Source organism: Pseudomonas sp. IT-P294 (genome assembly GCF_949767865.1).
Taxonomy (GTDB): domain Bacteria; phylum Pseudomonadota; class Gammaproteobacteria; order Pseudomonadales; family Pseudomonadaceae; genus Aquipseudomonas.
Genome location: NZ_CATKQW010000005.1, coordinates 31,654 through 56,233, shown reverse-complemented (window position 1 = coordinate 56,233; position 24,580 = coordinate 31,654). Strand labels below are relative to the sequence as shown.

The 24,580-nt window shown below is 60.9% G+C and carries 18 protein-coding genes; 12 read left to right on the top strand and 6 right to left on the bottom strand.

What is annotated here, in order from left to right:
* Positions 1–12: 12 nt before the first annotated feature.
* From ACM6I0_RS04345 to ACM6I0_RS04315, 7 genes are all read left to right on the top strand, one after another.
* Positions 13–1,014: a polysaccharide deacetylase family protein gene (locus ACM6I0_RS04345; protein ID WP_414921554.1), complete on the top strand. Its 1,002-nt coding sequence runs from the start codon at positions 13–15 to the stop codon at positions 1,012–1,014.
* The gene (locus ACM6I0_RS04340) at positions 1,011–2,315 is read left to right on the top strand and encodes a lipopolysaccharide biosynthesis protein (RefSeq protein WP_414921553.1); all 1,305 of its coding nucleotides are present in this window, start codon (positions 1,011–1,013) and stop codon (positions 2,313–2,315) included. Before ACM6I0_RS04345 ends, ACM6I0_RS04340 begins: the two co-directional genes overlap by 4 nt.
* Positions 2,312–4,231 carry a hypothetical protein gene (locus tag ACM6I0_RS04335; protein ID WP_414921552.1) on the top strand — a complete coding sequence of 640 codons (1,920 nt, stop codon included), beginning with the start codon at positions 2,312–2,314 and terminating at the stop codon, positions 4,229–4,231. The genes ACM6I0_RS04340 and ACM6I0_RS04335 overlap by 4 nt, the downstream gene beginning before the upstream one ends.
* Positions 4,232–4,312: 81 nt before the next feature.
* Positions 4,313–5,002, top strand: a complete 690-nt coding sequence (locus tag ACM6I0_RS04330; RefSeq protein ID WP_414921551.1) for an N-acetyltransferase — start codon at positions 4,313–4,315, stop codon at positions 5,000–5,002.
* A 4-nt stretch (positions 5,003–5,006) separates the two neighbouring features.
* Positions 5,007–6,227 carry a GNAT family N-acetyltransferase gene (locus tag ACM6I0_RS04325; protein ID WP_414921550.1) on the top strand — a complete coding sequence of 407 codons (1,221 nt, stop codon included), beginning with the start codon at positions 5,007–5,009 and terminating at the stop codon, positions 6,225–6,227.
* Positions 6,199–6,990 (top strand): ChbG/HpnK family deacetylase, encoded by a 792-nt coding sequence (locus ACM6I0_RS04320; protein ID WP_414921549.1) that lies wholly within the window; start codon positions 6,199–6,201, stop codon positions 6,988–6,990. Before ACM6I0_RS04325 ends, ACM6I0_RS04320 begins: the two co-directional genes overlap by 29 nt.
* A 115-nt stretch (positions 6,991–7,105) precedes the next feature.
* The gene (locus ACM6I0_RS04315; protein WP_414921548.1) at positions 7,106–7,798 is read left to right on the top strand and encodes a GNAT family N-acetyltransferase; all 693 of its coding nucleotides are present in this window, start codon (positions 7,106–7,108) and stop codon (positions 7,796–7,798) included.
* An 883-nt stretch (positions 7,799–8,681) separates the two neighbouring features.
* Here ACM6I0_RS04315 and ACM6I0_RS04310 read toward each other — a convergent pair.
* Positions 8,682–9,491 (bottom strand): class I SAM-dependent methyltransferase, encoded by an 810-nt coding sequence (locus tag ACM6I0_RS04310; protein ID WP_259154192.1) that lies wholly within the window; start codon positions 9,489–9,491, stop codon positions 8,682–8,684.
* A 180-nt stretch (positions 9,492–9,671) separates the two neighbouring features.
* Here ACM6I0_RS04310 and ACM6I0_RS04305 point away from each other — a divergent pair, with 180 nt between their 5' ends.
* Entirely contained in the window at positions 9,672–10,058 is a 387-nt protein-coding gene (locus tag ACM6I0_RS04305) for a hypothetical protein (protein ID WP_222585934.1), read from the top strand.
* A 1-nt stretch (position 10,059) separates the two neighbouring features.
* On the opposite strand, the gene ACM6I0_RS04300 is transcribed toward ACM6I0_RS04305, so the two are convergent.
* The 5 genes from ACM6I0_RS04300 to ACM6I0_RS04280 form a co-directional block, all read right to left on the bottom strand.
* On the bottom strand, positions 10,060–11,487 hold the full coding sequence (locus ACM6I0_RS04300) for a sigma-54-dependent transcriptional regulator (RefSeq protein WP_090182714.1): 1,428 nt from the start codon (positions 11,485–11,487) through the stop codon (positions 10,060–10,062).
* Positions 11,456–12,949 (bottom strand): sensor histidine kinase, encoded by a 1,494-nt coding sequence (locus ACM6I0_RS04295; RefSeq protein ID WP_414921547.1) that lies wholly within the window; start codon positions 12,947–12,949, stop codon positions 11,456–11,458. The genes ACM6I0_RS04300 and ACM6I0_RS04295 overlap by 32 nt, the downstream gene beginning before the upstream one ends.
* A gap of 101 nt (positions 12,950–13,050) precedes the next feature.
* The gene (locus tag ACM6I0_RS04290; RefSeq protein ID WP_259154187.1) at positions 13,051–14,082 is read right to left on the bottom strand and encodes an SCO family protein; all 1,032 of its coding nucleotides are present in this window, start codon (positions 14,080–14,082) and stop codon (positions 13,051–13,053) included.
* Complete coding sequence (locus ACM6I0_RS04285; protein ID WP_414921546.1) at positions 14,079–16,886, bottom strand: multicopper oxidase domain-containing protein; 2,808 nt, start codon at positions 16,884–16,886, stop codon at positions 14,079–14,081. Before ACM6I0_RS04285 ends, ACM6I0_RS04290 begins: the two co-directional genes overlap by 4 nt.
* A 186-nt stretch (positions 16,887–17,072) precedes the next feature.
* Positions 17,073–18,521 (bottom strand): sensor histidine kinase, encoded by a 1,449-nt coding sequence (locus ACM6I0_RS04280; RefSeq protein ID WP_414921545.1) that lies wholly within the window; start codon positions 18,519–18,521, stop codon positions 17,073–17,075.
* A 289-nt stretch (positions 18,522–18,810) separates the two neighbouring features.
* Here ACM6I0_RS04280 and ACM6I0_RS04275 point away from each other — a divergent pair, with 289 nt between their 5' ends.
* The 4 genes from ACM6I0_RS04275 to ACM6I0_RS04260 are packed head-to-tail and all read left to right on the top strand — an operon-like array spanning position 18,811 to position 24,433.
* The gene (locus ACM6I0_RS04275; protein ID WP_414921544.1) at positions 18,811–20,157 is read left to right on the top strand and encodes a hypothetical protein; all 1,347 of its coding nucleotides are present in this window, start codon (positions 18,811–18,813) and stop codon (positions 20,155–20,157) included.
* 35 nt (positions 20,158–20,192) lie between these two features.
* Complete coding sequence (locus ACM6I0_RS04270; protein WP_414921543.1) at positions 20,193–22,436, top strand: Ig-like domain-containing protein; 2,244 nt, start codon at positions 20,193–20,195, stop codon at positions 22,434–22,436.
* Between the two features lie 59 nt (positions 22,437–22,495).
* A complete protein-coding gene (locus ACM6I0_RS04265) occupies positions 22,496–22,957 on the top strand; it encodes a curlin (RefSeq protein WP_208667726.1) in 462 nt (153 codons plus the stop codon).
* Positions 22,958–22,984: 27 nt separating this feature from the next.
* On the top strand, positions 22,985–24,433 hold the full coding sequence (locus tag ACM6I0_RS04260) for a curlin (protein WP_414921542.1): 1,449 nt from the start codon (positions 22,985–22,987) through the stop codon (positions 24,431–24,433).
* Positions 24,434–24,580 lie beyond the last annotated feature (147 nt).

Below are 24,580 nucleotides of genomic sequence, written 5' to 3'. Positions count from 1 at the left end.
AAGGACTGAGCCATGGCAATCAAACAACTCTTAAAAAGCACCAGTGGCTGGCTGTATCTCAACTCTTCGGTAGGGCGCAATCAATTGCAGGGCGCCGGGGTGATTCTGATGTTGCACCGGGTGCTGGCCAGCGATGACGCCGCCGACCTGCCCCACCGCAATGAACTGTGCGTAGGGCCCAAGGCCTTCGAGCATTTGCTGGGGTGGCTGAAAAAGCATTTCGATTGCGTGTCGTTGATGGAGATCCTGCAGCCTGGCAAGGTGAGATCGGATCGGCCGAAAATCACCCTGACCTTTGATGACGGCTGGCGCGACAACGCCGTGAACGCGTTCCCGCTGTTGCAGAAATATCAGGTGCCGGCGAGCATTTTTCTCTCCACCGATTTCATCGGCAGTCGCCAGCGGTTCTGGTGGGAAAGCATCGGCGAAACCCTGTGGGGCAGCCACGGCGAACGGGCGCGCAAACAATTGATCGATTGCCTGCAACAGATCGGTCGGCCGCTGCCCGTGCCCTTCGACGAGCTGGAGGTCGAACGTCGCAGCCTGGTCTTGCTGCACTTTCTGCAAAGCCTGAAAACCTTGAGCCCGCAAGACCTCAATCGACTGACCGATGAGTGCCCCGACGAGTCATTGCCCCAGGCGCTGGACTGGCATCAAGTGCGTTCGCTGGAAGCCTCCGGGCTGGTGCGGTTCGGCCCTCACGGCGCCAGTCATGCGATTCTCACCGGCCTTGACGATCAGCACTTGCATGAAGAGTTGAGCCGCAGCCGCGATGCTTTGCTCAATGGCTGCAACCGGCCGCTGCCGGTCTATTGCTACCCCAACGGAGACAACGATGCCCGGGTGCGCGAACAGGTTGCCGAGCATGATTTCCCGTTCGCCCTGGGCACCGGCACCGGGATTTATCGGCGCCATTGCGACCCCTTGAACCTGCCACGGTTTGGCGTCAGCCAGCGGGCGGCGCGCAACCCTCAGCTGCTGTCCTGGCGCTTGTATCGCGGGGCACGCGCATGAGCCGCAGCCACTACTTGAAACACCTGGCCCTGAGCATGGGCACCAAGCTGGCCATGATCGGCTTGCGGCTGATGCGCAACGTGTTGCTGGCGCGGATTCTCGGGCCCAGCGAACGCGGTCTGTTTGCCTTGCTCAGCACCCTGCCCGACCTGATCAGCGCCGCCACCAGCGGCGGCTTGAATTCGGCCGTGGGTTACCAGGCGGCCAAGCAACGGCCCATGGGCTTGCTGTTGAGTCAGGTGCTGGTGTTCGGTTGCCTGCTCGCAGGTCTTTTGACCTTGCTGGTGGTCGCCCTGGTGCGAGAGTTCGGCAGTGAACTGGACATCACCACGCAACTGGGTCTGCTGGCCTGGCTGTTACTGTTGGCGGTGCCGTTGACCGTGCTCAAGAGCGGTTTGCTGACGCTGCACAACGCCTCGGGTGGCGTGGTGGCGTTCAACGCCTTGCGCCTGGTGGAATCACTGGCGCCGCTGCTGCTGTTCCTGGCCTTGTTCTGGATGTGGAAAGACTCTGCTCTCGAAGCTGCGCTGATCAGTTGGCTGTCGGGGATCAGCCTGGTGGTGTTGGCCGGCTGGTTCTGGCTCAAACGCGATCAGCCCTTGAAGTTGCAATGGGACCGCGCCAGCCAGAACGAACTGCTGCGCTACAGTGCCCGCAGCCATCCCGACCTGCTGTTCCAGCAAGTGATCCTGCGCTCCGATTACCTGTTCATCGGCGCCCTGCTCGGCAGCACCGCGCTCGGTCATTACGCCATGGCCAGCGCCGCCGCCGAGTTGCTGCTGATCGTCCCGGAAGCCGTGACCACGCCGCTGATGAAACGCCTGCTACAACAGGAAGAAGGCATCGACAAAGTCACGCCGCTGGCCCTGCGCCTGACCGCCACGGTGATGCTCGGCGCGTGCCTGACCATGGCGGTGATCGGTGAATGGCTGATCGTGACGCTGTTCGGCGTCGCCTATCAGCCTGCTTATCCAGCCTTGCTCGCGCTGCTGCCAGGCTTATTGGGCCTGTGTTACGCGAGCATCCTGCGCCTGGACCTGCTGGGCAAAAACCGTCCCGGCACGATTTCGTTGTTGATGGGCCTGGGTGCCTTGCTGAACCTGGCGCTGAACCTGGTGATGATTCCGGCGTACGGCATCGTTGGCGCGGCAGCGGCTTCATCCATCGCTTATGTGGCGGTGACCCTGGCGTTGCTGGTGATGTACTGCCGGTTGAGCGGCGTGCCGGTCTGGCAAACCCTGATCATCCTGCCCAGCGATGTGGCGCCGATGCTGCACATGCTGCAACGGAAGTCGGCATGAAGTATTTCGCGCTGCTGGTGGGCCTGGGCCTGTCGCTCGACGCCTGGAGCGCGTCCATGCGTTGGGCCGACATACGCGATGGCAGCCTGTACCTGCAAACGGATCGCCCGGACACCCTGACGGTGCGCTGGACGCCGGCCTGGCAAGCGGATGCCAACGAAGAACGCCTGTACCTGCTCGATGGAAAAGGCAAACTTGAAGGCGAACGGCTGATCGCCGCCAGCGAATCGCGCGGCACTCAGAGCTGGCCGCTGGCGCCCGGCGCTGCCAGCTACCAACTGGAAATTCCGGGCTACAGCTTCCGTCGCTACAAGGTCGAGCACGACGAGCACACGGTGGCGCTGTTCGCCCCGGCCAAGGTGCATTTCAGCGCCGAAACCCGTGACGGCGACGAATTGTTTTTCAAGGTCGCGCCGGGAGAACACGCAGTACTGGCCGGCAAGTTCCACGGTGGCGTCAGCGCCTTGCAAGCGCAGCGGGTCGGTGACGGCAAGCAAGTGGCGCTGGCGTTGAAACCGTACCGGGCTTACTGGCAGTTCGACAAGGTCGAGTTGCCCGTCACCCGCGACGAACAGGTCTGGCGCCTGCGCCTGCAAGGCAGCGGCAAAGTGGCGTTCTGGCTGGACGGCACGGCCAACCTGTTTGCGCAGAATCCGCAGCAACTCAAGCCGCTGCGCGAGGACGACGGCCAGACCCGTTTGACCCTGACCAAACAAGTGCTGGGGCCGACCCCGAACCTGGGCATTGCCCTGCCCTACGTCTCGCCACCGGAATCGAGTTTTGCAGTGCTCGACGCGCTCAAGCCACAGGCGGGCACTTACTACAGCTTCGTCGACATTACGGCGAAGAACCCGCACTACGAAGACGCTTTCCGTCGCCTGTATCAAGACCGTTTCGGCATCACCCAGGACATCACGCTGTTGGCCGGTAGCGAGCGCCAGGCTGACCTGCGTGCCGATACCATGAGCAACGCCGGCCTTGACGCCTGGCTCGCGGCGACACGCGCCCTTGGTGGAAAAGGCACGCATTACATCGGTTTTGCCGACGAGCCGAACCTCAACTACCCCGACTACGCCCACTACCAAAGCATCTTCAACAGCATGGCCCGGCAAGTGCGCAGCGATCCGGCCAACGCCAAGGCCGGCGTGCGCATCGCCATGCCCGCCAGTTCACGGCTGATCAACGGACCGTTTGCCGACAACGCCGCCGACAAGCGCGGCATCGATTGGGCCAAACGCTTGCTGGCCGAATCCGGCGACAACATCGACGCACTGGCCTGGCACGAATGGATGATTCGCGACTTGCTGGCGACCCGGGTCTACCGTGACAGCGTGCGCCGTGCCGCCGACCTGGTCGGCCTCGATGCCAAGGGCCGGCCGCGCAAAGCCTTGCTGCTGGACCAGACCAACATGTCCAGCGGTTCCAGCCTCAGCCCTTACGATCAGGAAACCCACTTCGCCTCGTTGTGGTGGGCCTCGGTGGTGATCAACTCGTCTCAGGATGGTTTGCTGGAGATGCTGGGCTGGTTCCAGGCCGCCGACGAACCGAACTACCCCAAAGGCATGTTGCGCGTACTCGGCGACGACCGTTTCGAACTCAAACCGGTGGGGCTGGCCCAGCAATTCATCCAGCAGCATTGGCTGCGCGACGTGATTCGCCTGGAGAACGACGCCTTTGAGGTCGATGTGCTGGCCATGGCCGAGGACCTCAACCGCAGCTTGCTGGGCGTCAATAAAGGCACGCGTTTGCAGCGCGTGGATTTGTCTGGGGTCAGCTGTCCGCTGGCCAAGGGGTCATTGCGCTATTTCGGCGCCGACAATCGCAGCCGCGACGCACCGTTCAACTGCCAGAACGGGCGCGTCAGTTTCGAACTGCCTGGACTGACCCTGTTCAGCCTCAGCTGGAGCGCCTCATGAATGCCCACGAATTGAAAAGCGACGCTGGTTCTTGGCCTCGTCCCACTCCACTTTCGGCCCATGCCGACAGGAGTCGATAACATGAGTATTTTCAACAAGCTCAGCGAACACATCCGGCAAAAAGGCTTGCGCACCACCCTCAAAAAAGCCTGGAAACACTACGTATTTTCCCACGAGGAATTGTTGTGGATGGAGCGTGACCTGGTCAGTCCGGTGCCGCCGTACAAACTCAGGTCCTACCCGCCGCTACAGGTCGTCACCATCACCCCGGAAAACGCCGTGGCCTTCACCCGTTACTTCGGTGATCGCGTGGGCACCATGGCCGAACTGGCCCGCGAAGGCTACACCGGGCACATGCACCTCGACGATCAGGGTGACGCGGTAGCGTTCATCTGGGGCGCCGCCCGCGACTATTACGACAAGCACTATTACGGCTGCATGTTCCCGGTGAAAAAAGGTGAGTTCTTCGAGTTCGGCGGTGAGCTGACTCGCGCGTATTGGGGCACTGCACTGTCGATGGACCTGCAAACGGAACTGTGGAAAGCCATGCTGGCGCAAGGCTGCAACAAAGTCGTGGATGTCTGTGAGTCCCACAATATCCCCGCCCTCAAACTGCACATACGCACCGGCTACATCGAACAGGGGCGGATCATGAACGTCTACGAGCTGTTTGGTCGCTGGCGCTTCTACCGCGAATCCCATTACAGCGGCTCACGTCTGGATGCCTTGCGCAAACCGGCCCGTGAACCTGCCACAGCAGCGGCGACCTGACCTTATGGCAGCACGATTTGAATGGCGCACTTCGCTGTGCGCCCCTGACTTCCCGGCAACGGCTTATGAGACGTTGCGTCTGCGGGTGACGGACCACACGCCGTTCAATGCCCTGGCCTGGATGTGCGCATCCGAACAGGCCTTGAAGGCCGGGGAACGTCTGCACGTGCTGCTTGGCTGGCAAGGTCATGAACTGGTCTTGTGCCTGCCCTTGGTGGCGTCCGTCGAGCGGTTCGGCGGATTGCCCTTTCGCGTGCTGCATCACCTTGGCTATCCCCTCACCGACCGCCTGGCCTTACTCGCCAGAATGGACCGGGAGAATATTCGCAAGGCATTGGTCGAGATTCGCCGGCAGCTTCCCCATGCCCTGCTGCAACTCAATGAGTTATCCGAACCTGTAGGCGAAGAAAGTGCCCTGACCGAGTGGATGGCGCACTCCTCGACCGGTGAACGACGCCTCAGTTGTCGGGTGCCGGTGCACCTGATCAGCGACGCCGATCACCAGGAAGTGTCCGGCGACCCACGCTACAAATTGCGCCGTGCGCGCAAACGCATCGCGGCCTGTGGCGCCCAGGTCCGGCGGATCACGCCGGATGCCACAACCATGGGTCCGCTGTTGCAGGCCATCAGTGAAGTCGAGGCTGTGAGCTGGAAAGGCGATGAAGGCGTCGGAATTTTTTCCGACGAGCGCCACCGACAATGGATGGACCGAGCCTTCACCGCACTGGCCGAACAAGGGTTGGTCCGAGTGGTCGTGCTGGAACTGGATGGGCGTTGCATCAGCTATCGGCTCGGGTTGCTGGAGCAAGGCCGACTCTACGATTACAACCTGGCCTTCCTGCCGCAATACGCCGACCTGGGCAGCGGTCGGGTGCTGCTTGAAGAGTGGATTCGCTGGGGATTGGATGAACACTGGCACTGGATCGATGCGTCGCGGGTGAGCCTGGCAAACTCCAGCCATCAACTTCACGAACGCATGACCGGGCAACTGGAACACTGGCGCTGGAGCTTCTATTCCTGGCGCCCCAGCGGCCTCGCACTAGGCATGGCGCTGAGGCTTTGGCATTGGTTAAAACCCTCATTGCAAAAATGGCGAGCCCGACGTGCAGCAGCGGCCATAGCCGTGGCACCCGCACCGGCTCCCGTCGCCGCGCCCGTCAAGGCGGCACCCATCGACCAGAACAGGGAGGGCGGACATGCCTCGCCAAGTCATAGTCAACGCTGACGATTTCGGTCTCAGCGCCTGCGAAAACGCAGTGATCCTGGGGGCTTTCCAGGCCGGGGTGATCAGTTCCGCCACGGCCATGGCCAATATGCCGGCCTTTGAGGCGGCCTGCGTCATGGCCCAGCATCCGTTACTGAAAAACCGCATCGGCCTGCATTTCAACCTGACGTACGGACGCCCCTTGAGCCAGTCGATCCTGGGTCGTACAAACTTCTGCGATCGCAACGGCGTGTTTGATCTCAACCTCTCCCGCCACCGTTTGTGGCTCAGTCGCCGGGACCGCGATGCGGTGCTGGAGGAGTTGCAGGCTCAATGGCAGCGTTGCCTGGACAACGGCGTGCGCCCGAGCCACATCGATTCTCATCAACACGTGCACAACATCTGGCCCATCGGCGAAATCGTCGCGCGCTTCGCGGCCAGCCAGGGTGTGCCGGTGCGCCTTGCGCGCAATCTCGGGCAAAACTTGAGCGTGCCCAAACGCGTGTTCAAGACCTTGCTCAATGGTCGACTGCAACACCTGGCGGGTGCGACCGCCGATTATGTGTGCACCCCGGTTGACCTGCGCAATGAGGCGATGCCGAGCGACGGCGTGCTGGAAATCGTGGCCCATCCAACCCAGCTCGGGGCGGATTTCGGTGATGCCTACTTGCGTCCCGAAGAGTCGCTGACACAGGTGCTGGAACAGCGGCTTCAGGGTGTTCCGCGGGTGTCTTATGGCGCAGTGAACAGCGTGTCGGCCATCGTGGAAGTTGCACTCGAATGAGTTACATACGTTGCAACACATTCGGGGCTGTCGCTTTGAGATGAGTTCGCACCGTTGATCTATATCCATAAAAGGCGTTTCCACACACACCCTGGCTATGGCTAAGGAGAGCTTCATGAGCATCATCGAAAAGCTTCGCGAACGTATCAAACAAAAAGGCTTGAGCCGCACGTTCAACACGCTGTGGAAACGCTACGTGTTCTTCCACAGGGAGCTTTTGTGGATGGAGCGCGACTTGGTCAGCCCGGTGCCGCCGCACAAATTACGTCCATACTCGGGCCTGCGCATGGAGGTCATCACCCCGGAAAACGCCACGGCATTCGCCAAGCATTTTGGCGACCGCGTCGGCACCATGGCCGAGCTCGCCGCCGAAGGTTACACCGGGCACATGTATCTGGACGAAGAAGGCCACGCTGTCGGGTTTATCTGGGGCAGCGTGCGTGATTACCATGACCGTCACTATTACGGCTGCTGGTTCCCGGTCAAACCCGGTGAGTTCTTCGAGTTTGGCGGCGAAATGACCCGGGCCTACTTCGGCACCAGCCTGTCGGTGGATGTTCAGGTCACCCTCTGGGACGCCATGCGCGCCCAGGGTTGCAACAAAGTGGTGGACGTCTGCGAAACCCACAACATTCCGGCGCTGAAACTGCACATTCGCATGGGCTACCACGAGCAGGGCCGCGTCACTCATATCTACTCCCTGTTCGGTCGCTGGCGCTTCTACCGCGAAACCCGCTACGACGGCTCGCGCCTGGACCCGCTGCGCAAACCGGGCCGGCCAGTGGTGACCGGCGCGGCGAGTGCCTGACTGCTGGTAGAGAGACCGGGTCGCGGCTTTCGTCGAAACACCGCCCGGAGCAAAGAAGGCGATCGAACATCTAGCTTTGAAGTGACTGATAAAACGCTATCGCCAGCAGGCTAGCTCCCACACGGGATCTTCAGTGAACACCGCATTTGTGTTCGACGACGATCAAGTGTGGGAGCGAGCTTGCCCGCGATGACGGGCGTACCTTGAGCATTGCAGTGACGGGTCAATCGCTATCGCGAGCAAGCCCGCTCCCACAAGGGATCTTCAGCGAACACAGCATTTGTGTTCGACGACGAACAACTGTGGGAGCGAGCCTGCTCGCGATGACGGTCTTACATTCAGCATTGCGGTGACTGGTAAATCGCTATCGCGAGCAAGCCCGCTCCCACAAGGGATCTTCAGTGAACACCGCATTTGTGTTCGACGACGATCAAGTGTGGGAGCGAGCTTGCCCGCGATGACGGGCGTACCTTGAGCATTGCGGTGACGGGTAAATCGCTATCGCCAGCAGGCTAGCTCCCACAAGGGATCCGCAGTGAACACCGCATTTGTGTTCGACGACGAACAAATGTGGGAGCGAGCCTGCTCGCGATAGCGGTGGCACATTCAGCATTGCGGTGACTGATCAATCGCTATCGCCAGCAGGCTAGCTCCCACAAGGGATCTTCAGTGAACACCGCATTTGTGTTCGACAAAGATCAACTGTGGGAGCGAGCTTGCTCGCGATGACGGTCTTACATTCAGCATTGCGGTGACTGGTAAATCGCTATCGCGAGCAAGCCCGCTCCCACAAGGGATCTTCAGCGAACACAGCATTTGTGTTCGACAAAGATCAACTGTGGGAGCGGGCTTGCCCGCGAAGGGGTCAGTTGGTGCAACACATTTACTCGCGCTTCACCGCCACCATCGTAAAGCACAATGGCAGCTGCGCTTTCTGCTGTTCATACCGGTCGTAGAGTTCCTCGCGGTTGGAATGCGGGTATTCCTTGAAGTGGCTGATTTGCAGCCCCGCTTCGATAGCGCCGGTGAGGATTGCGCCCAGGGTGTGAACGAACCAGTAGGAGGAAGCGGCCGGCTGGTCGACTTTGCCTTCGTAGACGATCGGCTGGTTCTGCACGAACGGTTCGCTGCGAAAATACGAGCTGTCCAGGCGATAGGGATCCTCTGACTCCGGGTCGAACATTTCCAGGAACGGATGGGTTTCGTACACCACCAGCGCGCCGCCGGGCTTTAGGGTGCGCGCGACATGGCGAAAAAACTGCGCAATGTCCGGCATCCAGTTCAGCACGCCGATGGTGATCAATGCCCTGTCGAACCGGTCGTGAAGCTCAGTGGGCAGGTGATGAATGTCTGCCTCGATGAATTGCGGCTCATGGGGCGAGCGAGCCGCCAGTTCCCGCGCCTGAGCGAGAAACGCTTCAGACTGATCAATGCCCACCACACTGCGGGCGCCCAGGGCAAACAGCGAGATGCTTTCGCGCCCGTTGTTGCAACCCAGTTGCACCACAGCCTTGCCGTCGACGCCCACCTGTTCCAGCACACCCGTCAACGTTGCATCCAGGCAGGAGAAGTCCCCCTGCCCCACGGCGATCAAAAGCGTCGGCCATTCGGGGGTGTCCTGGTGGTGTCGGGCGGAGTCGTTCCAGGCATCGCGGTTGCTGGCGATGGCTTTTTCGTTGGTCGGCATGTCCATTTGCGCGCGTCCTCACTCGGGTCTTTATTGACCGGCACGAGTCTAGGTCAGGCCTTCGAAAAAGCCCATTTGGCGTTTGTTGGAATGTTGTAACCCGGGCATCGCGGACGCGTGCCTGTACGGCAGCTATAGTTAATGGCCTTGGGGATGTGCGGGACAACCGACTTCACAGGTGTTGCCATGAAAAAAACCGATCTGCCACTGTTGATCGCCCTCAGCCTGACCGCCATTGCTGGCGCCCAGGCGGACGAGAGCCTGACACCCACCACCGACTACAGCAGTGAGTTCAATTATTACGGCGCCGACCAGCCTTTCGCTCACCCGGTGCCGCCGTCCATGAGCATCGTGCCGCCGGGGTCGTACATCCCGACGGCCCCTGGGAATTTCATTCCGATTGCCAGTCAGCACGACTTCCACGACTCCCGGTTACCGACCATCGCGGACGCCTCCGTCCGGGTCTTTGTCCGTTCCTACGATGCCGAACACGGCGTCTACGTGAACGAAGAAGTCCTCGACCCCTCGTGTCTGCTCGAGTGCCTCAGTCGCCAAGGGCCATTGATGCAGTGATTCACCATTGCCGTTTGTCCGGGCGCGCGAGGCCGAGTTTTTCGATCCGGTAGCGCAACATGTCGCGGCTCAGGCCCAGCAGGCGTGCCGACTTGGTGACGTTCCAGTCGGTCTTGTCGAGCATCTTGCGCACCATGTCGCGCTCGACTTCCGGCAGGTTCATCGACTCGTTGGCGCTGTACAGCGGACGCGGCTCGTGGTGTTGGGGTTCTTGCAGCACGATCGGATCATCCACCAGGCTCAGGCACACATTGAGCTGATGGGCCGCAATCGTATCGCTCTGCGCCAGCAGCACGGTTTGCTCCAGCATGTTGCGCAGCTCACGCACGTTGCCCGGCCAGCTATAGCTGAGCAGCAGTTGTTCAGCCTGGTCGCTGAAATGCAGGTTCGGCTTGCCATAGCGTTTGCCGTGGGTCGCCAGGAAATGTCGAGCCAGTAGCAGGATGTCCTCGCCACGGGCATACAGGCGCGGAACCTTGATCGAAATGATCCTCAGGCGAAAAAACAGGTCACGCCGGAACTTGCCCTGTTGAACCATCTGTTCGAGGTTGCAATTGGTGGCGCTGATCACCCGCAAGTCGACCTTGCGCTCCTTGACCGAGCCGACCCGGCGAATGGTCCGGTCTTCCAGCAGCTTGAGCAATTTAGCTTGCAGCAGCAGGTCCATTTCCCCGACTTCGTCGAGAAACAGCGTGCCGCCGTCAGCCGCTTCGACCAGACCGACACGGCGGTCCTTGGCGTCGGTGAAGGCGCCCTTCTCGTGGCCGAACAGTTCCGACTCCACCAGATTGGAAGGAATCGAGGCGCAGTTGAACTCAATGAACGGGCCTTTGCTGCGCGGACCGTCGAAGTGCAGCGCCCGGGCCACCAGTTCCTTGCCCGTACCGGTTTCACCTTCCACCAGCACCGGCGGCAGGTCGGTGTTGGCCATGCGCCGTTCGGCGTCGAGCAGCTGGGCGATGGTGTTTTTCAAGTAGTGCATCGGTGCCGATTCACCGATCAACGCTTGTACGCCGGACTTCTGCGCCTCACGTTCCTGATAGAACGACAGCGTGCGTTCCATGCGATCGGTGGCCAGGGCCTTGTCCAGCAGCAGCTTGAGCTCCGGCAAAGCCACCGGTTTGGTCACGTAATGAAACGCGCCCTCTTTCATCGCCACCACGGCGTCTTCGACGTTGCCGTAGCCGGTCATCATGATCACTTTCAGATCCGGCGCGCTGACGCGCAGCTTCTGGATCAGGTCATGACCACTCATGCCCGGCAGCGAGTTATCGGTCAATACCACGTCTGGAGCAAATGTGCCCAATTGCTCCAACGCCTCTTCAGCCGAGTGGCAAACCGTCACCTCGAAGTCTTTGCGCTCCAGGTAGGTCTGAATATTCTCGGCCAGGAGTTCATCATCCTCGACCAGCAGTATGCTGTGCTCCATAGTCCCCTCCCGTTGCCACTTTAAAATTGAGACAGACGCGGGTTCCTTCCTGCTCCTGGCTGGTCAATTCAACCGAGCCTTCGAAGCGTTCCATTATTCGTTTGACGAGGGCCAGGCCAACGCCCAACCCTCCCTGTTTGGTTGTAAAAAACGGCTTGAAGACCATTTGCTGCTGCTGTTTGCTCATGCCTTTGCCGGTATCGCTCAACGTCATCTGCACCTGCCCAGGGTGAGGTTGTTCTATGTCGATACTGAGCACGCCGCCCTTGGGCATGGCCTCCAGGGCATTGGCGAACAGGCTATTGAGAATTTGCGTGAGCAGCACCTGTTGACTGACGACCGGTGGGCAGGCTTGCGGCGTGAAGTGCACTTGCACGTTGGAACGTTTGATCAACGCATCGAAAGCGCTCAGGGTGTCATCGATGGCCAGCACCAGGTCCACGGTTTCGTAGTCGTCGTTCATGGGCCGCAACGACACCAGCAACTCCCGCACCCAGCGCGACATGCGGTCGACCTGACTGATGATGTCGCCAATGTTCCTTTGCGCCCCATCACTGGCGATTTCCTGGGCCAGTTCAGCACTGGAGCGAATGTTCGCCAGCGGATTGCGCAAACTGTGAGCGACCGCCGAGGACATTTCCCCCAGGGCAACGAAAGTCTCGTTGGTGATCAATTGTTTTTGCTGGCTTTGCAGCAGCATCGATGCTCGCCGCACAATCCAGAACAACCCAAGGTAGATGAGCAGGCCACCCAGCGCAGTCGCCAGCCAGATGGCTTTGAAACCGCGCTGGATACGTTCGACCAGGTCCGCCGGTTCCTTGTAGATCTCGACCATGGCGATGACTTTGCTCTTGTCGGCATTGAACATCGGAATGTAATTCTCGATGAACAGGTACTTGGGTTCGCGCAGCAGCATCTGTTCGGGACGCTCGTCGTCGATCTTGTGGTAGCTGGTGGACACGAGTTCCTTCATTTCAAAGGATTCGTCCAGTTCCTCGTCACCTTCGACGCGCATGCCGATCATTTTCGGGTTGGTCGACCAGACCACCGTGCGATCCAGCGCATACACCACCGCCAACAGCGTATCGGGCAGGTTTTCGACATGATCGAGAAACTCTGTGCGGGCCGCGGCCCGGGAACCCGGATTGACGTCGGGATAGGCATTTTCATCGCGCGGATCGAGCATTTCACCCATGGTTCTTTCCGTGGTGATGCCGGCATGGCGAATCTCTCCATCACCGATGGCCTGGATGAACTGAGCAGTCAGCATGGAATCACGCTCGACGCTTTCATCGACGACAAAACGCGTGGATACATAACCCAACCCCAACGCGACAGCCGCGATGATGAAAAAGCTGCCCAAGGAGAACCAGCGCAGCAGATTGAACTGTCCGTTGCGGGCCGGGGTGTCTGCTGCAGACACCTCCGGTGCCGTTGTTGTGGGTGATTCCTGATTCTGCATGGGAATGTCCTGGAGGCATGCATCACGCTTTTCAGCCGTTTCACCGATCAGTGTAGGTGGCATTGATCGCACTGGACGGCCTCACTGATAGTATTTCGCCGCTATTGCGCCTGCGCCGCTTCCATCGGTTTCTGGCGTTCGGTTTCTTCCTGTAAAAACCCCATGATTGACTGCGCGGCGTTCTCATCCAGACGCAGGTTAGGCATCGGGATTTTGTCGAAACGTTCAAACAACTCCACCGCAATCGGGTCTTTTTCCGCCAGCATCTTGTCTGGCTCACGAATCCAGCGGCTGAGCCAGGCCGGATCGCGTTGGCGCGTCACGCCGATCAGGTCAGGGCCGATGCTGCGCATGCCGATCCCCTGCCCGTCCATCGGGCCCAGGCTGTGGCACGACGCGCAGCGGGTACGGAACAGTTCTTCGCCATTACTCGGCGGGCGGATTTCAGGCGCGTTGGCGTAACTTTCTTCAACGCTGGCTTTCTTCCAGTTCTGCAACGTATTGGCCAACTGGTCCGCGAGGATCCACGGGTTCTCGAAAGGCGAAGCTTTCATCCAGCGGCCGGTGCTCTGGTTGCCGACGATCAGACTCAGGTTGTGGTCTTTGTTGCGTCCGTTGTCGACGCCTTCGATGAACAGCCCGAGTTTTTTACGCAGGTCAGTGACGTCGGCAAATTCACCCGTCAGAAACTTCCAGCCGGGTCCGACCTTGAAGCGCTGGGCGTAAGCCTTGAGCACCTCGGGCGTGTCGCTGAGGGGATCAATGCTGATGGAATAGAAAAAGATGTCCTGGCCGACCCGGTCCCCCAGCAACTTTTGCACCTGACGCAGGCGCGCGGTTTCCAGCGGGCAAGAGTCGCTGCACGAAGTGAAAATGAAATTGATCACCACCACTTTGTCCTTGATCAGGTCATCGAAGAAATGCACCTGCTGACCGTCCTGATCGGTCAGCAGGGTGTTGGGGAAATAGTCGCCGCCCCAGGGTGTCGCCGACTCCGTCGGCGACAAGGCTCCTTCATGGGCTGTGAGCCCCTGACTGGCCAACAGGCAGGTGATCAGCAGCAACATCAGGTGCATGCCCAGGGCGCGGGAGCGCGGCGTGTGCACAATCCTGTCGACGCGCTCCCGGTTCATGGCTTGACCACCACTTTAGGGCCCAGGCCATCGCCAGTGCGGAAGGTTGGCAACGCGGCGGAGTTCACGTAGCGCACGCCATCCCAGCTCGGCAACGGTGTCGGCATCAACTGGAATTGCCCGGGTTTCTCAATGTCCCAGCGCAGCAGCATCGAGTTGTCCTCATGCTGAGTGTTGTGACAGTGCTCCATGTAGGTCCCGGCGAATTCGCGGAAGTTGATCGCCATCTCGACGTTGTCCAGGCCATCCTTTTCCGAGCCGATGCGATACACATCCTTACGCGCCCATTTTTCCCATTCCGGTGGCGCCTTGCCGCCGCGACTGAGAATGATCCCCTCCTCGAAGTGCACATGCACCGGATGGCTCCAGCCACTGCCGCCGAGCCTGATGTTCCACACCTCCAGGGTGCCGAACCCTGATGCTCCGGCATCGGTCGGACCGCTCGCCAAGTGGGTCGCCGCGTTCAAGCGCCGTGGGTCCATGTGGAAGCCGAAGCCGCCATCGGTCTTGACTGTCCACGGCGCCTCATCGGTGCCGTCGGAACGGCCGAAGGTGAAGGTGCGGTGACGAGCGTTGGCCAGCAGTGCCTTGTCGGCGGGATTGTCGCGATGGATCTTCAGCGGAATCATCACCAGACCTTCGGCTTTACCCGGTTTGGCCGGTTCGTACGCCGCAGGGTCCATGGCCAGGTCCTGACCGGTGTAGGCCTTGACGTTGAGCTGCAAGACCTTGCCCACGCCCGGATCGCCCCTGTCCCACTGCGGACCTTTGCTGCCTTGCTTGATCACCGCCAGGTATTTTTCCGACAGCACATCACCCAGCGGGATCGGTTCTTTCGGGCCTTTGCCATCGTCGTGGGCCAGCAGATTGACCACGAACAGTTTGTCGCCTGGCTTGATGCCGTTTTTCGCGAAGTTGACGATGATGTCGAAGCGCTCGGCGATGCCCTGGGTTGGCAGGATCGCGTTGTGGTTCTGTTTATCGCCATCGGCGTCGAGGTCCATGCTGCCGTCGAATGGCACGCTGTGTTCCATGATGTTGCCGTCGTTGGCAATCATGTGGAACGGCACGCGGCTATAGGAAACGCCGGAGTTTTTCGGCCCCTGGAACTCACCGCTGGTGCCCTTGACCTCACGCACGATCGCAAACTTGAAGTAACGCGAGACCGAACCATTGAGGATGCGGAACCGATAGCTGCGGGCGCGCACGTCCAGGGTCGGTTTCCATTGCCAGTTGACCAGCACCTGGTCACCGAGGAAGCCGTCGGTGTTGAACGGGTTGAACCACAACTGGCCGTTCTGATCCCAGGCCTTGTCGGCGAACACCAGGTTGACGTCGTAGTCGCGGTTACCCCACGGCAAGGCGCTGCCGCTGGGGAAACGCAGGTTGACGCCGTCGTTCACCGATTCGTTGCCACGGTCCAGGGCGCTGTAGTAGTTCATCATCGCCGCGTTGCCCTTGTAGACGTTCTGCGCGGTGAAATCGAGCATGTGGTCGTGGAACCAGTGGGTGCTCATGGTTTCGCGCCAGTCGCCACGGATCTTGATCGTGCCGTGATCGCAGGTCTTGCGGCTCGGGCTCACGTCGTTGGTCCACAGGGTTTCGCCCGGTGCGCAAGGGAACGCCGCGCGTGGATCGTGAGCGTCGGTGTTGATGCTGTCGTAACCGGCCAGCTGGATCGGCCAGCGATAGTCGTAATACTGCCCCGGGAAGAAAAACGCGTTGGCATAGCCATCGCTTTCCGCCGGTGCGTGGCCGTTGTGTTCATGGGTGGTGATGGTGTGCAGACCAAAGCCCATGTTGGCCGACGGGTCGATCGGCAAGCCGTTGTAGTGACGCATCAGGACCGGCTGACCGTACCGCACCATCAGCAGTTTGGGCGGCAAGGTGCCGTCGAAGGTCCAGACCGAGTTGTGGTTCTGCACCGGCATGTTCGGGTGGAAACGCGCATCGACGCCCTTGGCGGTGCCATCCGTTGCCGGTACGCCCGCCACGTTGTGATAGAGGCCACCGGGGCCGAATTCGCCCACGGCATAACCGTGCATCTGATGGCTGTCACGCCAACCGCTGTTGAGCCTCGCCCCGGTTTGCACGGTTTTGTAGGCCACTTGCGGGTAGAACTCGTTCCAGCGCTGGTGCGACCAGCCTTTTCCTGGTGGACGACCTTCCGCCGAAGAGCCGATACGGCGGTTGAGGAACACCTCGATCTGCGCTTGCCACGGGTTGCGGTCCACCACGTTCGAATACTGGCTGGGGAACGGAGTCAGCCCCGGTTGCCGCAAGAACGCATCCAGCGCTGCGCTCGGTGGCGCACTGCGCGCCGCATTGTTGGGGTCTTGTTGGGGCAATGGGCCCACGGCTGCCGGTGGAAAACCCAATGGCGCGGCCGGGGTGGTGGGGTCGAGTTTTTCCGGGCCGAATTCTTCGAACAGCACCAGTTGCTGAGTGAACGGCTGGGCACCGAACAACGGGCTCGGCTTGCCATTGGTGGGGTAATTGAAACTGGTCTGCACCGCCGGCGGCAGGACGTTTTCCTTGCGAGTCTCGTCCCGAGTGCCTTTGACGCCATTGGGCAAATCGAAGGAATCCAAGTTGGCCTCCGGCATGCTCAAAATGGCGTTCAGGGCGGCCGGTTCGTCAGCCGGTTCGTCTTGGTAAGCCGAGGGGTCGGAAGGTTCTGGCTGTCGCTCGTCATCGATAGGGCTCGCGCGCAGTGTCGCTGTGCCCAGAGTCATTGTGAGAATGACGCTCAAGGGCGCCATCAGGCCAAACCATTTGAAGGGGTACCGCGCTTTTCTGTCCATCACCAGCCGCCTCGAAGTCATGAAGGGGGTGATGGTGGTTTTGCAAAGAGCCGGCCATATTTGTAACAGGTTTATACGAAAGCATTAACATGCTACAAAACAATGGCTTATCAACATCAATGTGCCATGACCGGGGAAAACGACTGGGGCCAGACACCCGCTAACGGGGAAAGTTCATACCCAGGTTCAGGGAATGCGCTTGAACGACAGACGGACACGGGTACCCTCGCCTTCGCGGCTATCGAGTTTCACCGCGCCACCGAAACGCTCCATGATCCGCTTCACCAGGACCAGCCCGACACCCAGCCCGCCTTGCTTGGTGGTGAAGAAAGGCCGGAACGCCATGCTGCGCTGTTCTTCGTTCATGCCTTTGCCGGTGTCGCTCACCACCACGCCAATTCCCTTGGCATCGGTCGGTTCCAGCGTGATGGTCAGCGTACCGCCCCTGTCCATCGCTTCCAATGCGTTGGCTAGCAGGCTGTTGAGGATCTGCGTGAGCTGCACCTGCTGGCTCAGCACCATCGGTGTTTCCTTCGGTTCGAACACTACGTAGACCCCGGCTTTGGCAATCTGCTGCTCGAAAGCCATGAGGCTGTCATGCAAAGCCGCCACCAGGTTCACCGGTTCGGGTTCATCATTAAGGGGTCGCAAGGACTGCAGCAATTCACGAACCCACTTCGACATGCGATCCACCTGACCGATGATGTCGTTGATGTTCTTGTGGGCCGGACCACTGTCGAACTCCAGGGCCAGCTCGGCGCTGGAGCGAATGGTCGCCAACGGGTTGCGCAGGCTATGGGCGACCGCCGATGACATCTCCCCCAGGGCCACGAAGGTTTCGTTGGTGATCAATTGTTTTTGTTGGGTCGCCAGCAGGATCGCCGCCCGCCGCACGATCCAGTACAGCCCTGAATAAATCAGTCCACCCCCCAGTGCCGTGGCCAGCCAGATCAGCGCAAGACCTCGCTCCATGCGCTCGATCAAGTCTTTGGGCTCCTTGTAGATCTCGACCATTGCCGTGACGTTTTCGTGGTCGGCATCGAACAGCGGTATGTAGTTTTCAATAAAGATGTAATCCGGGGGCGTTACGAACTTCTGCTCCATGCGCCCCTTGTCGACGTTGTGGTAACTGGCGGACACCGGCATCCTGGAAGCGAACGCCTGGTCGAGGTCTTCATCGGCATGGATCGTGGTGCCCATCAGTTCCGGATTGGTGGACCAGATCACCATGCGGTCAGGCGCATAAATGTTGGCCAGGATCACGTCCGGCAAGTGCTCGACATGATCGAGGAATTCGCCACGGGCGCTGGCTCGGGCCAAGGGATCGACGTCGATAAAGTCCTTGTCTTTGCGCGGGTCCAGCAACTCGCCCATGGTCCGCACGTTGGGGATGGCAACGTGGCGCACCTCGGCCGAGGCAATCGCCTGGATGAACTGCGAGGTCAGCAACGCATCGCGCTGCACGCTCTCGGTGATGACGAAACGGGTGGACACCGCTCCCAGTGCCACGGCCACCGTACCGATCACGGCCATGCTGATCAGCGAAAACCAGCGCAGCAGATTGAACGGCTGTTTGCGCGAGCTCAGGCGGATATCGGCCTCTTCTTGCTGAAGGGGTCTGGTCTGGATATTCATGGACGTTGTTCCCCGAAACTCCCTATAGGTTTATAGCCCACTGGACGGTATCTGCCCGACTTTGGGTTTTGCCCCCCCACCAATTCCCCGCCTGCCCGTTGCCCCCATCTACCCCCAATATTGGGGACAGTCGCCCGCTCGCGCGCTTTGCACGATCGCGCCGATTGCACGCCGTACGCCTTCATTGCGGGCCTCTGCTGCTGGTTTTGAAAGATTGGTATGGAAGTTGCCGAAGCCCTCCCGACTGACCCATCCCCACGGGGCAGGTACTCTGATAGAGGGAATACTCATGCACCCTTTACTGTCCAAAACGGCGGCCGCCCTGGTCGTCAGTGCGCTTGCCCAAGGTGTTACCCAGGCAGCGCTGTTTGCGGTCGATCCCGGCCCCTATCAACCCACCATCGGCTCTTTTGCCGGCTGGTATCAGGACACCCATGGTCGAACCCTCGACCTGTGTTTGTCCAAGGCGGTCAGTTCGCGCGTGCCAAGTGCTCCTGGCGCCCCGACGTACATGTGCACCCTGCTGCCGACGCCCGGCATATTCGACGACACCAAACCATTAGTCTTTCCCACCAACTTCCCGGACGAGGCCTTCTGGTTCACTGCTGACGGCGCCATCGTCGACGCGGCCAGGGGCATCAACCTGACCTACGTCAGCGGTGTCGAAGCCGCCTTCAGCGGTGGCGAACCGGTGGACGGTGATCAGATCAGCTTTGCCCGGATTCGCCTGCGCGTCGATGTTCCCACCGCCGGCACTTACGTCATCACCCACCCTTACGGCGTCGAAGTGTTCAACGTCGACACCCCCGGGCGGCGGGCGATCAACATGACTCGCGACATCGGTATCGGCTCGCCGAAAACCTACGACGGCGCCCTCAAAGGGGATGTCGGACCGTTCCTGCGCAGCGTCAAAGGCCCTTACACCGAGACCAATCCGGTGACCGGTGCTGCCGAACAATTCATCGGTGACCCAAACCTCTCGGAAGCCGTGACCGGCAGCCCGTTCAACACCAACTTCATCCGCATCGAAGGCCCCAACGGGATAGACCTGACCACCACGGTATTCGCCGTCTCCGGCAAGTTGTCCACGGTCGTGCGGCCGACACCGATGATCACCCAGCGCAGCACCTATTCGCGCAAGGCCGGCGACAGTGCGCCAGTGGCCCAGCAAGACGTGTTCGTCCTGGCGCCGCCGCCTCCAGGCACCGTCGCCCTGACCAGCAACAACCCGGCGCTGAACCTGACAGAACTCAACGGCACCGGCAGCTGGTACGCCCAGTCGTCGACGAACCCGAGCTTGCCAACCACCTTGCAACTGACCGCGGACAACCACATCGCCATCCCCACCAGCACACCCACCACCCTGTCGACGCCGTTATCGGATCTGGTGGTGATCCAGCGCGCCGAGTACAGCCTGAACTCCGGGCAACTCACGATCGAGGCCTCCACCAGCGATGAAACCTCGCCACCGGTACTCACCGCGACGTCCGGCAGCGGTGCCGCCATCGGCGCCCTCAGTGGCGACGGCGCTCTGAAAACCCTGGCGACCGGCATCTCGCCGATTCCACCGGCCAAGGTTCGCGTGACGTCCTCCAATGGCGGCACCGATACCGAAGAAGTGGTCATCCTGCCATGAACGCTCACATGACCAGATCCTCATCAGGAGGCATCATGAACAACTGGCCACGCCTGGCGCTCAACGCCCTGGGACTGACTCTATCGCTGTCCGGCAGCGCTTTTGCGCAACTCGCTGCCGTCGACCCCGGTCCTTACACCTTTGCCACCGGGAAATTCCCGATGTGGTATCAGGACAACAATCTGCTGTCGCTGGAACTGTGCCAGTCACGCGCCACGAGTACGCGGGTGCCGGCCGCCACGCCACCGGCCTACATGTGCACCCTGCTGCCGACTCCGGGCATTTTCGATGACACCCTGCCGATGGTGTTCCCGGACAACTGGCCAGACGAAGGCTTCTGGTTCCTGGCCGACGCCACCATTCCCAACAACGCCGCTGGCTACGGGATGGACGCCTACGTGGCCGGGGTCGAAGCAGCATTCGCCTCGGGCACCCCTGTCGATGGCGACCAGCAAAGCTTCGCGCGGATTCGCATCCGGGTGAACGTGCCCACCGCCGGGACTTACACCATTACCCACCCGTACGGCGTGGAAACGGTCAACGTCACCACCCCGGGCCGTCGTGCGATCAACATCACCAAAGACGTCGGCATCGGTGCACCAGGCAATTTCACCGGAGCGCTCAACGGCGCCATCGGGCCATTCCTGCGCAGCGTCAACGGGCCTTACACCGAAGTGAACCCGGACACCGGGTCGGTAGAGACCTTCATCGGTGACCCGAACCTCACCGAAGCAGTCACCGGCAGCCCCAACAACACCAACTTCGTGCGCATCCAGGGGCCGGCGGGGACCATCCAGACCAACCTCTTCACCGTGTCCGGCAAAGTCCTCGACAACCGTGCACAGACCCATGTGGAGGTCAACCGCGCCACTTACCGCCGCACCTCCTCGGGCACTGGCAGCAGCACCCGGGTCGAAGTCTTCGGCAATGCCAACAACAGCTCGAGCCTGTGCTTTCGCGAAAGCCTCGCACTGGTCCCCGGCCCACCGCCTACGCCCTGCCAGACCAGCATGGTCGGTGACAACAACGGCTTGTTCTTCGGCAATCACCTGATCACCGGCCCTGTGCCTTCGGTCGTGGTGGTGACCGCCACCAACCCGGCCGGCACCACCCGGCCGACGGCGGTGTCGAGCAAACTCACCGACGTGGTGAAAATCCAGACTGCTCGCTACAACTGGAGCAATCACAGCCTGCTGATCGAGGCCACCTCCACGGACGAAGTGGCGGTGCCGGACATGGTTGCGCAAGGATACGGACGCCTGTCGAAATCCGGCACCCTGCAAAAAATCACTGTTTCCGACCTGACCCAGCCACCGGCCACCGTCACCGTCAAATCCGCTGCCGGCGGCAGTGATACCGAGCCAGTCGTGGTCGTCGGGACGGCACCGGACACCGGCGAAAACCAGGCGCCGCTCTCCGTCGCAGACTCCGGCAGCACCAGCTTCGGCGTGCCAATCACCCTCAACCTGCTGGCCAACGACAGTGACCCCGACGGCAACACGCCATTGACCATCACCGCGTTGACCCAACCGGCTGCCGGCCAAGGCACCGTGGCATTGAGCGGCACGACTGCGGTGGTCTATACCCCGCCCGCCGCGGTCAATGCGCCGCTGACAACCACCTTCACCTACAAGGCTCAAGACGCCAAAGGCCTGGCCTCGACCACACCGGCAACCGTGACCATCACCGTGGCGCCTAACCGGCCACCGGTGGCGGTCAACGACGCCGCTGCGACCCTGGGCGTGGCGATACCGATCAACGTGCTGGCCAACGACACCGATCCGGAAGGCAACGTGCCGCTGGGCGTCGCCAGCCTGACGCAACCGGCAGCAGGTCGCGGCACCGTCAGCACTGACGGCACGGTGATCACCTATACGCCACCGGCCACGGTCACCACAGCCTTCACCACGACCTTCACCTACATCGCCCGGGACAGCTTTGGCGCCCTGTCGACACCGGCGACGGTCACGGTGCAAGTCTCGCCAAGGCCTGCTGCGGAAACCTTCACCGTGACCACCGCCACTGTGTCGGCCCGCTCCAACAACCGCTTCACCTGGGACTTTGCGGGCACCTCATCGGTGACCACCGGCAACACCATCACCGTACAGGTCAGCACCCCGACCGGGCTGGCGACCCTGGGCACCACCACCGTGCCGGTGACCGGACGCTGGCGGTTGACGGTAAACAACACCACCACGGTGATCCCGTCGGCCAACCCGACAGCGACCATTCGCTCGTCCCAAGGCACCGTGCGCACCGTGACGGTCACCGCCAACTGAGCCCTCGCCCCACCCGCCGAACTGGTGGGTGGGGCTGGCCTCTTTCCAAGGACAACGCCATGAAAACGTCGACCGCCGCCCTGCTCTGCCTGCTTCTGCTTTGCAGCAGTGCCGGCGTGCGCGCCGACGATTTGATGGACAACGACGACCTGGCACCCGCCGCCGATCTGGGCGAGTTGCCGCCACCGGTGGGTCAGCACGCGCTGATCGACCAGAACGGCCAGGCCAACGTGGCGCTGTTGCAGCAGAACGGTCAGTCGCTGCTCGGCACCATCGTCCAGTCGGGCAGCAATCAGGAAGCCTACATCCTGCAACAAGGTAGCGACCTGATGGCCATGATCACCCAGCAAGGCAGTGGCAACGCCGCCTCAATCACACAAAACGGCAGCCACAACCGCGCGCAGATTTCCCAGAACGGCAATAACAACGACGCCAGCATCGACCAGGCCGGTACGGGGCTTTCAAGCGCCGTGACGCAGTCAGGGAACGGCATGAGCGTTTCGGTCAAACAATATCGCTAAAGCACTGCACCACTTGGAGGATCCATCATGTTCAAACTGACGCCCCTCACCGCCGCCATACTGGTCATTGTCAGCGCCCAGGCAATGGCCGACGACAGCGTGTCCAACCAGTCCCAGGTCGGAAACGCCAACATCGCCGACGTGAAACAGACAGCGGCCCCGTACAGTACCGCCACGCAACAACAACTCGGCCAGGGCAACGATGCCGCAGCGTTACAAGACACCGCCACCGGCACCATCACCCAGGGTCAAATCGGCGACTACAATGCCGGCTACGCCGAGCAACTGTTCGAAGACGGCAGCACCATCACCCAACAACAGGCCGGCAGCTACAACACCAGCCATGCCAGCCAGTCGATTGGCATGGGTGGAAACGAGGCGCTGCAACAACAGCAAGGCAGCGGCAACTTCTCGTTCGTCTATCAGGACAGCCAGGAAGCCACCAAAGGCCAGACCTTCCAGTTCGGTGACAACAACGAAGCCAACATCGAACAGATTCAACTGGGCGTCGGCAACAATGCGATGATCATCCAGTACGGCACCGCCAACTACGCCACCGCCGAACAGATCGCCCACATGGGCGGCCAGATCAACCTCAACCAGGCCGGTGGAGGCAACTACGCCTATGGCGACCAGCGCGACGGCAACGGCGGCACGATTACCGTTAACCAGTTCGGCGACTACAACGCCACGGAAGTCTGGCAAGGCGCACAAACCGCCAGCCAAGCCACCGTCAACCAGTACGGGCACACCAACGAAACCGTGGTCGACCAGAGCTTCGGCCAGAACAACAACGCCCAGGTCCTGCAAGTCGGCGACGTCAACGCCATCTACGCCGACCAGTTCGACTCCGTCGGCTCGGTCCTCGCGCTCTACCAGCAAGGCACCGGCAACGTCCACTTCACCTACCAGAGCGGCGACAGCCACGTGCTCAACGCCACCTCCGTGGGCAGCGAAAACAAGGTCTACGCCAGCAACTGGAAAGGCCCGCAACTGGGCGGCCAGTTCGGCAGCAACCAACGCGCGACCGTCACCCAGGCCGGCTACGGCAACGTCGCCAGCTTCAAACAAGACGGCGTCGGCCACATCATGACCACCAACCAGACCGGCAGTGGCAACAAAACCACGGTCAGCCAAGCGGACAACTACAACGAGCTGTACTTCGATCAGAACGGCAGCGACAACATCCTCATCGCCGACCAGCGCGGCACCACCAACCTGGCCCAGGGCACCAGCAACGGCTCAGGCAACACCACCGAGTTCGACCAATCGGGCAGCGGCAACCAGGCGTACACCACGCAGCTGTATGGCAGCGACAACATGATCACCGTCAAACAGGCTGACACCATGAACGTGGCCTACGTTACCCAGGGAGGTACGGGGAACATTGCCAGTGTCGATCAGAGCGGCATGACCCAGATGGCGACGGTTCAACAGCTGGGTAGCGACAACCGGGCGACTGTGTTGCAGCAGTAAACGCAGGGCGTAAAAAAGCCGCGATCCGTTAAGGGGTCGCGGTTTTTTTTTTGCCGTTTGATCGTTCCCACGCGCAGCAAAGGAATGCCGCCAGGGACGCTCCGCGTTCCGCTTTTGAATGTGACGCAGAGCGTCACGGGATGCATT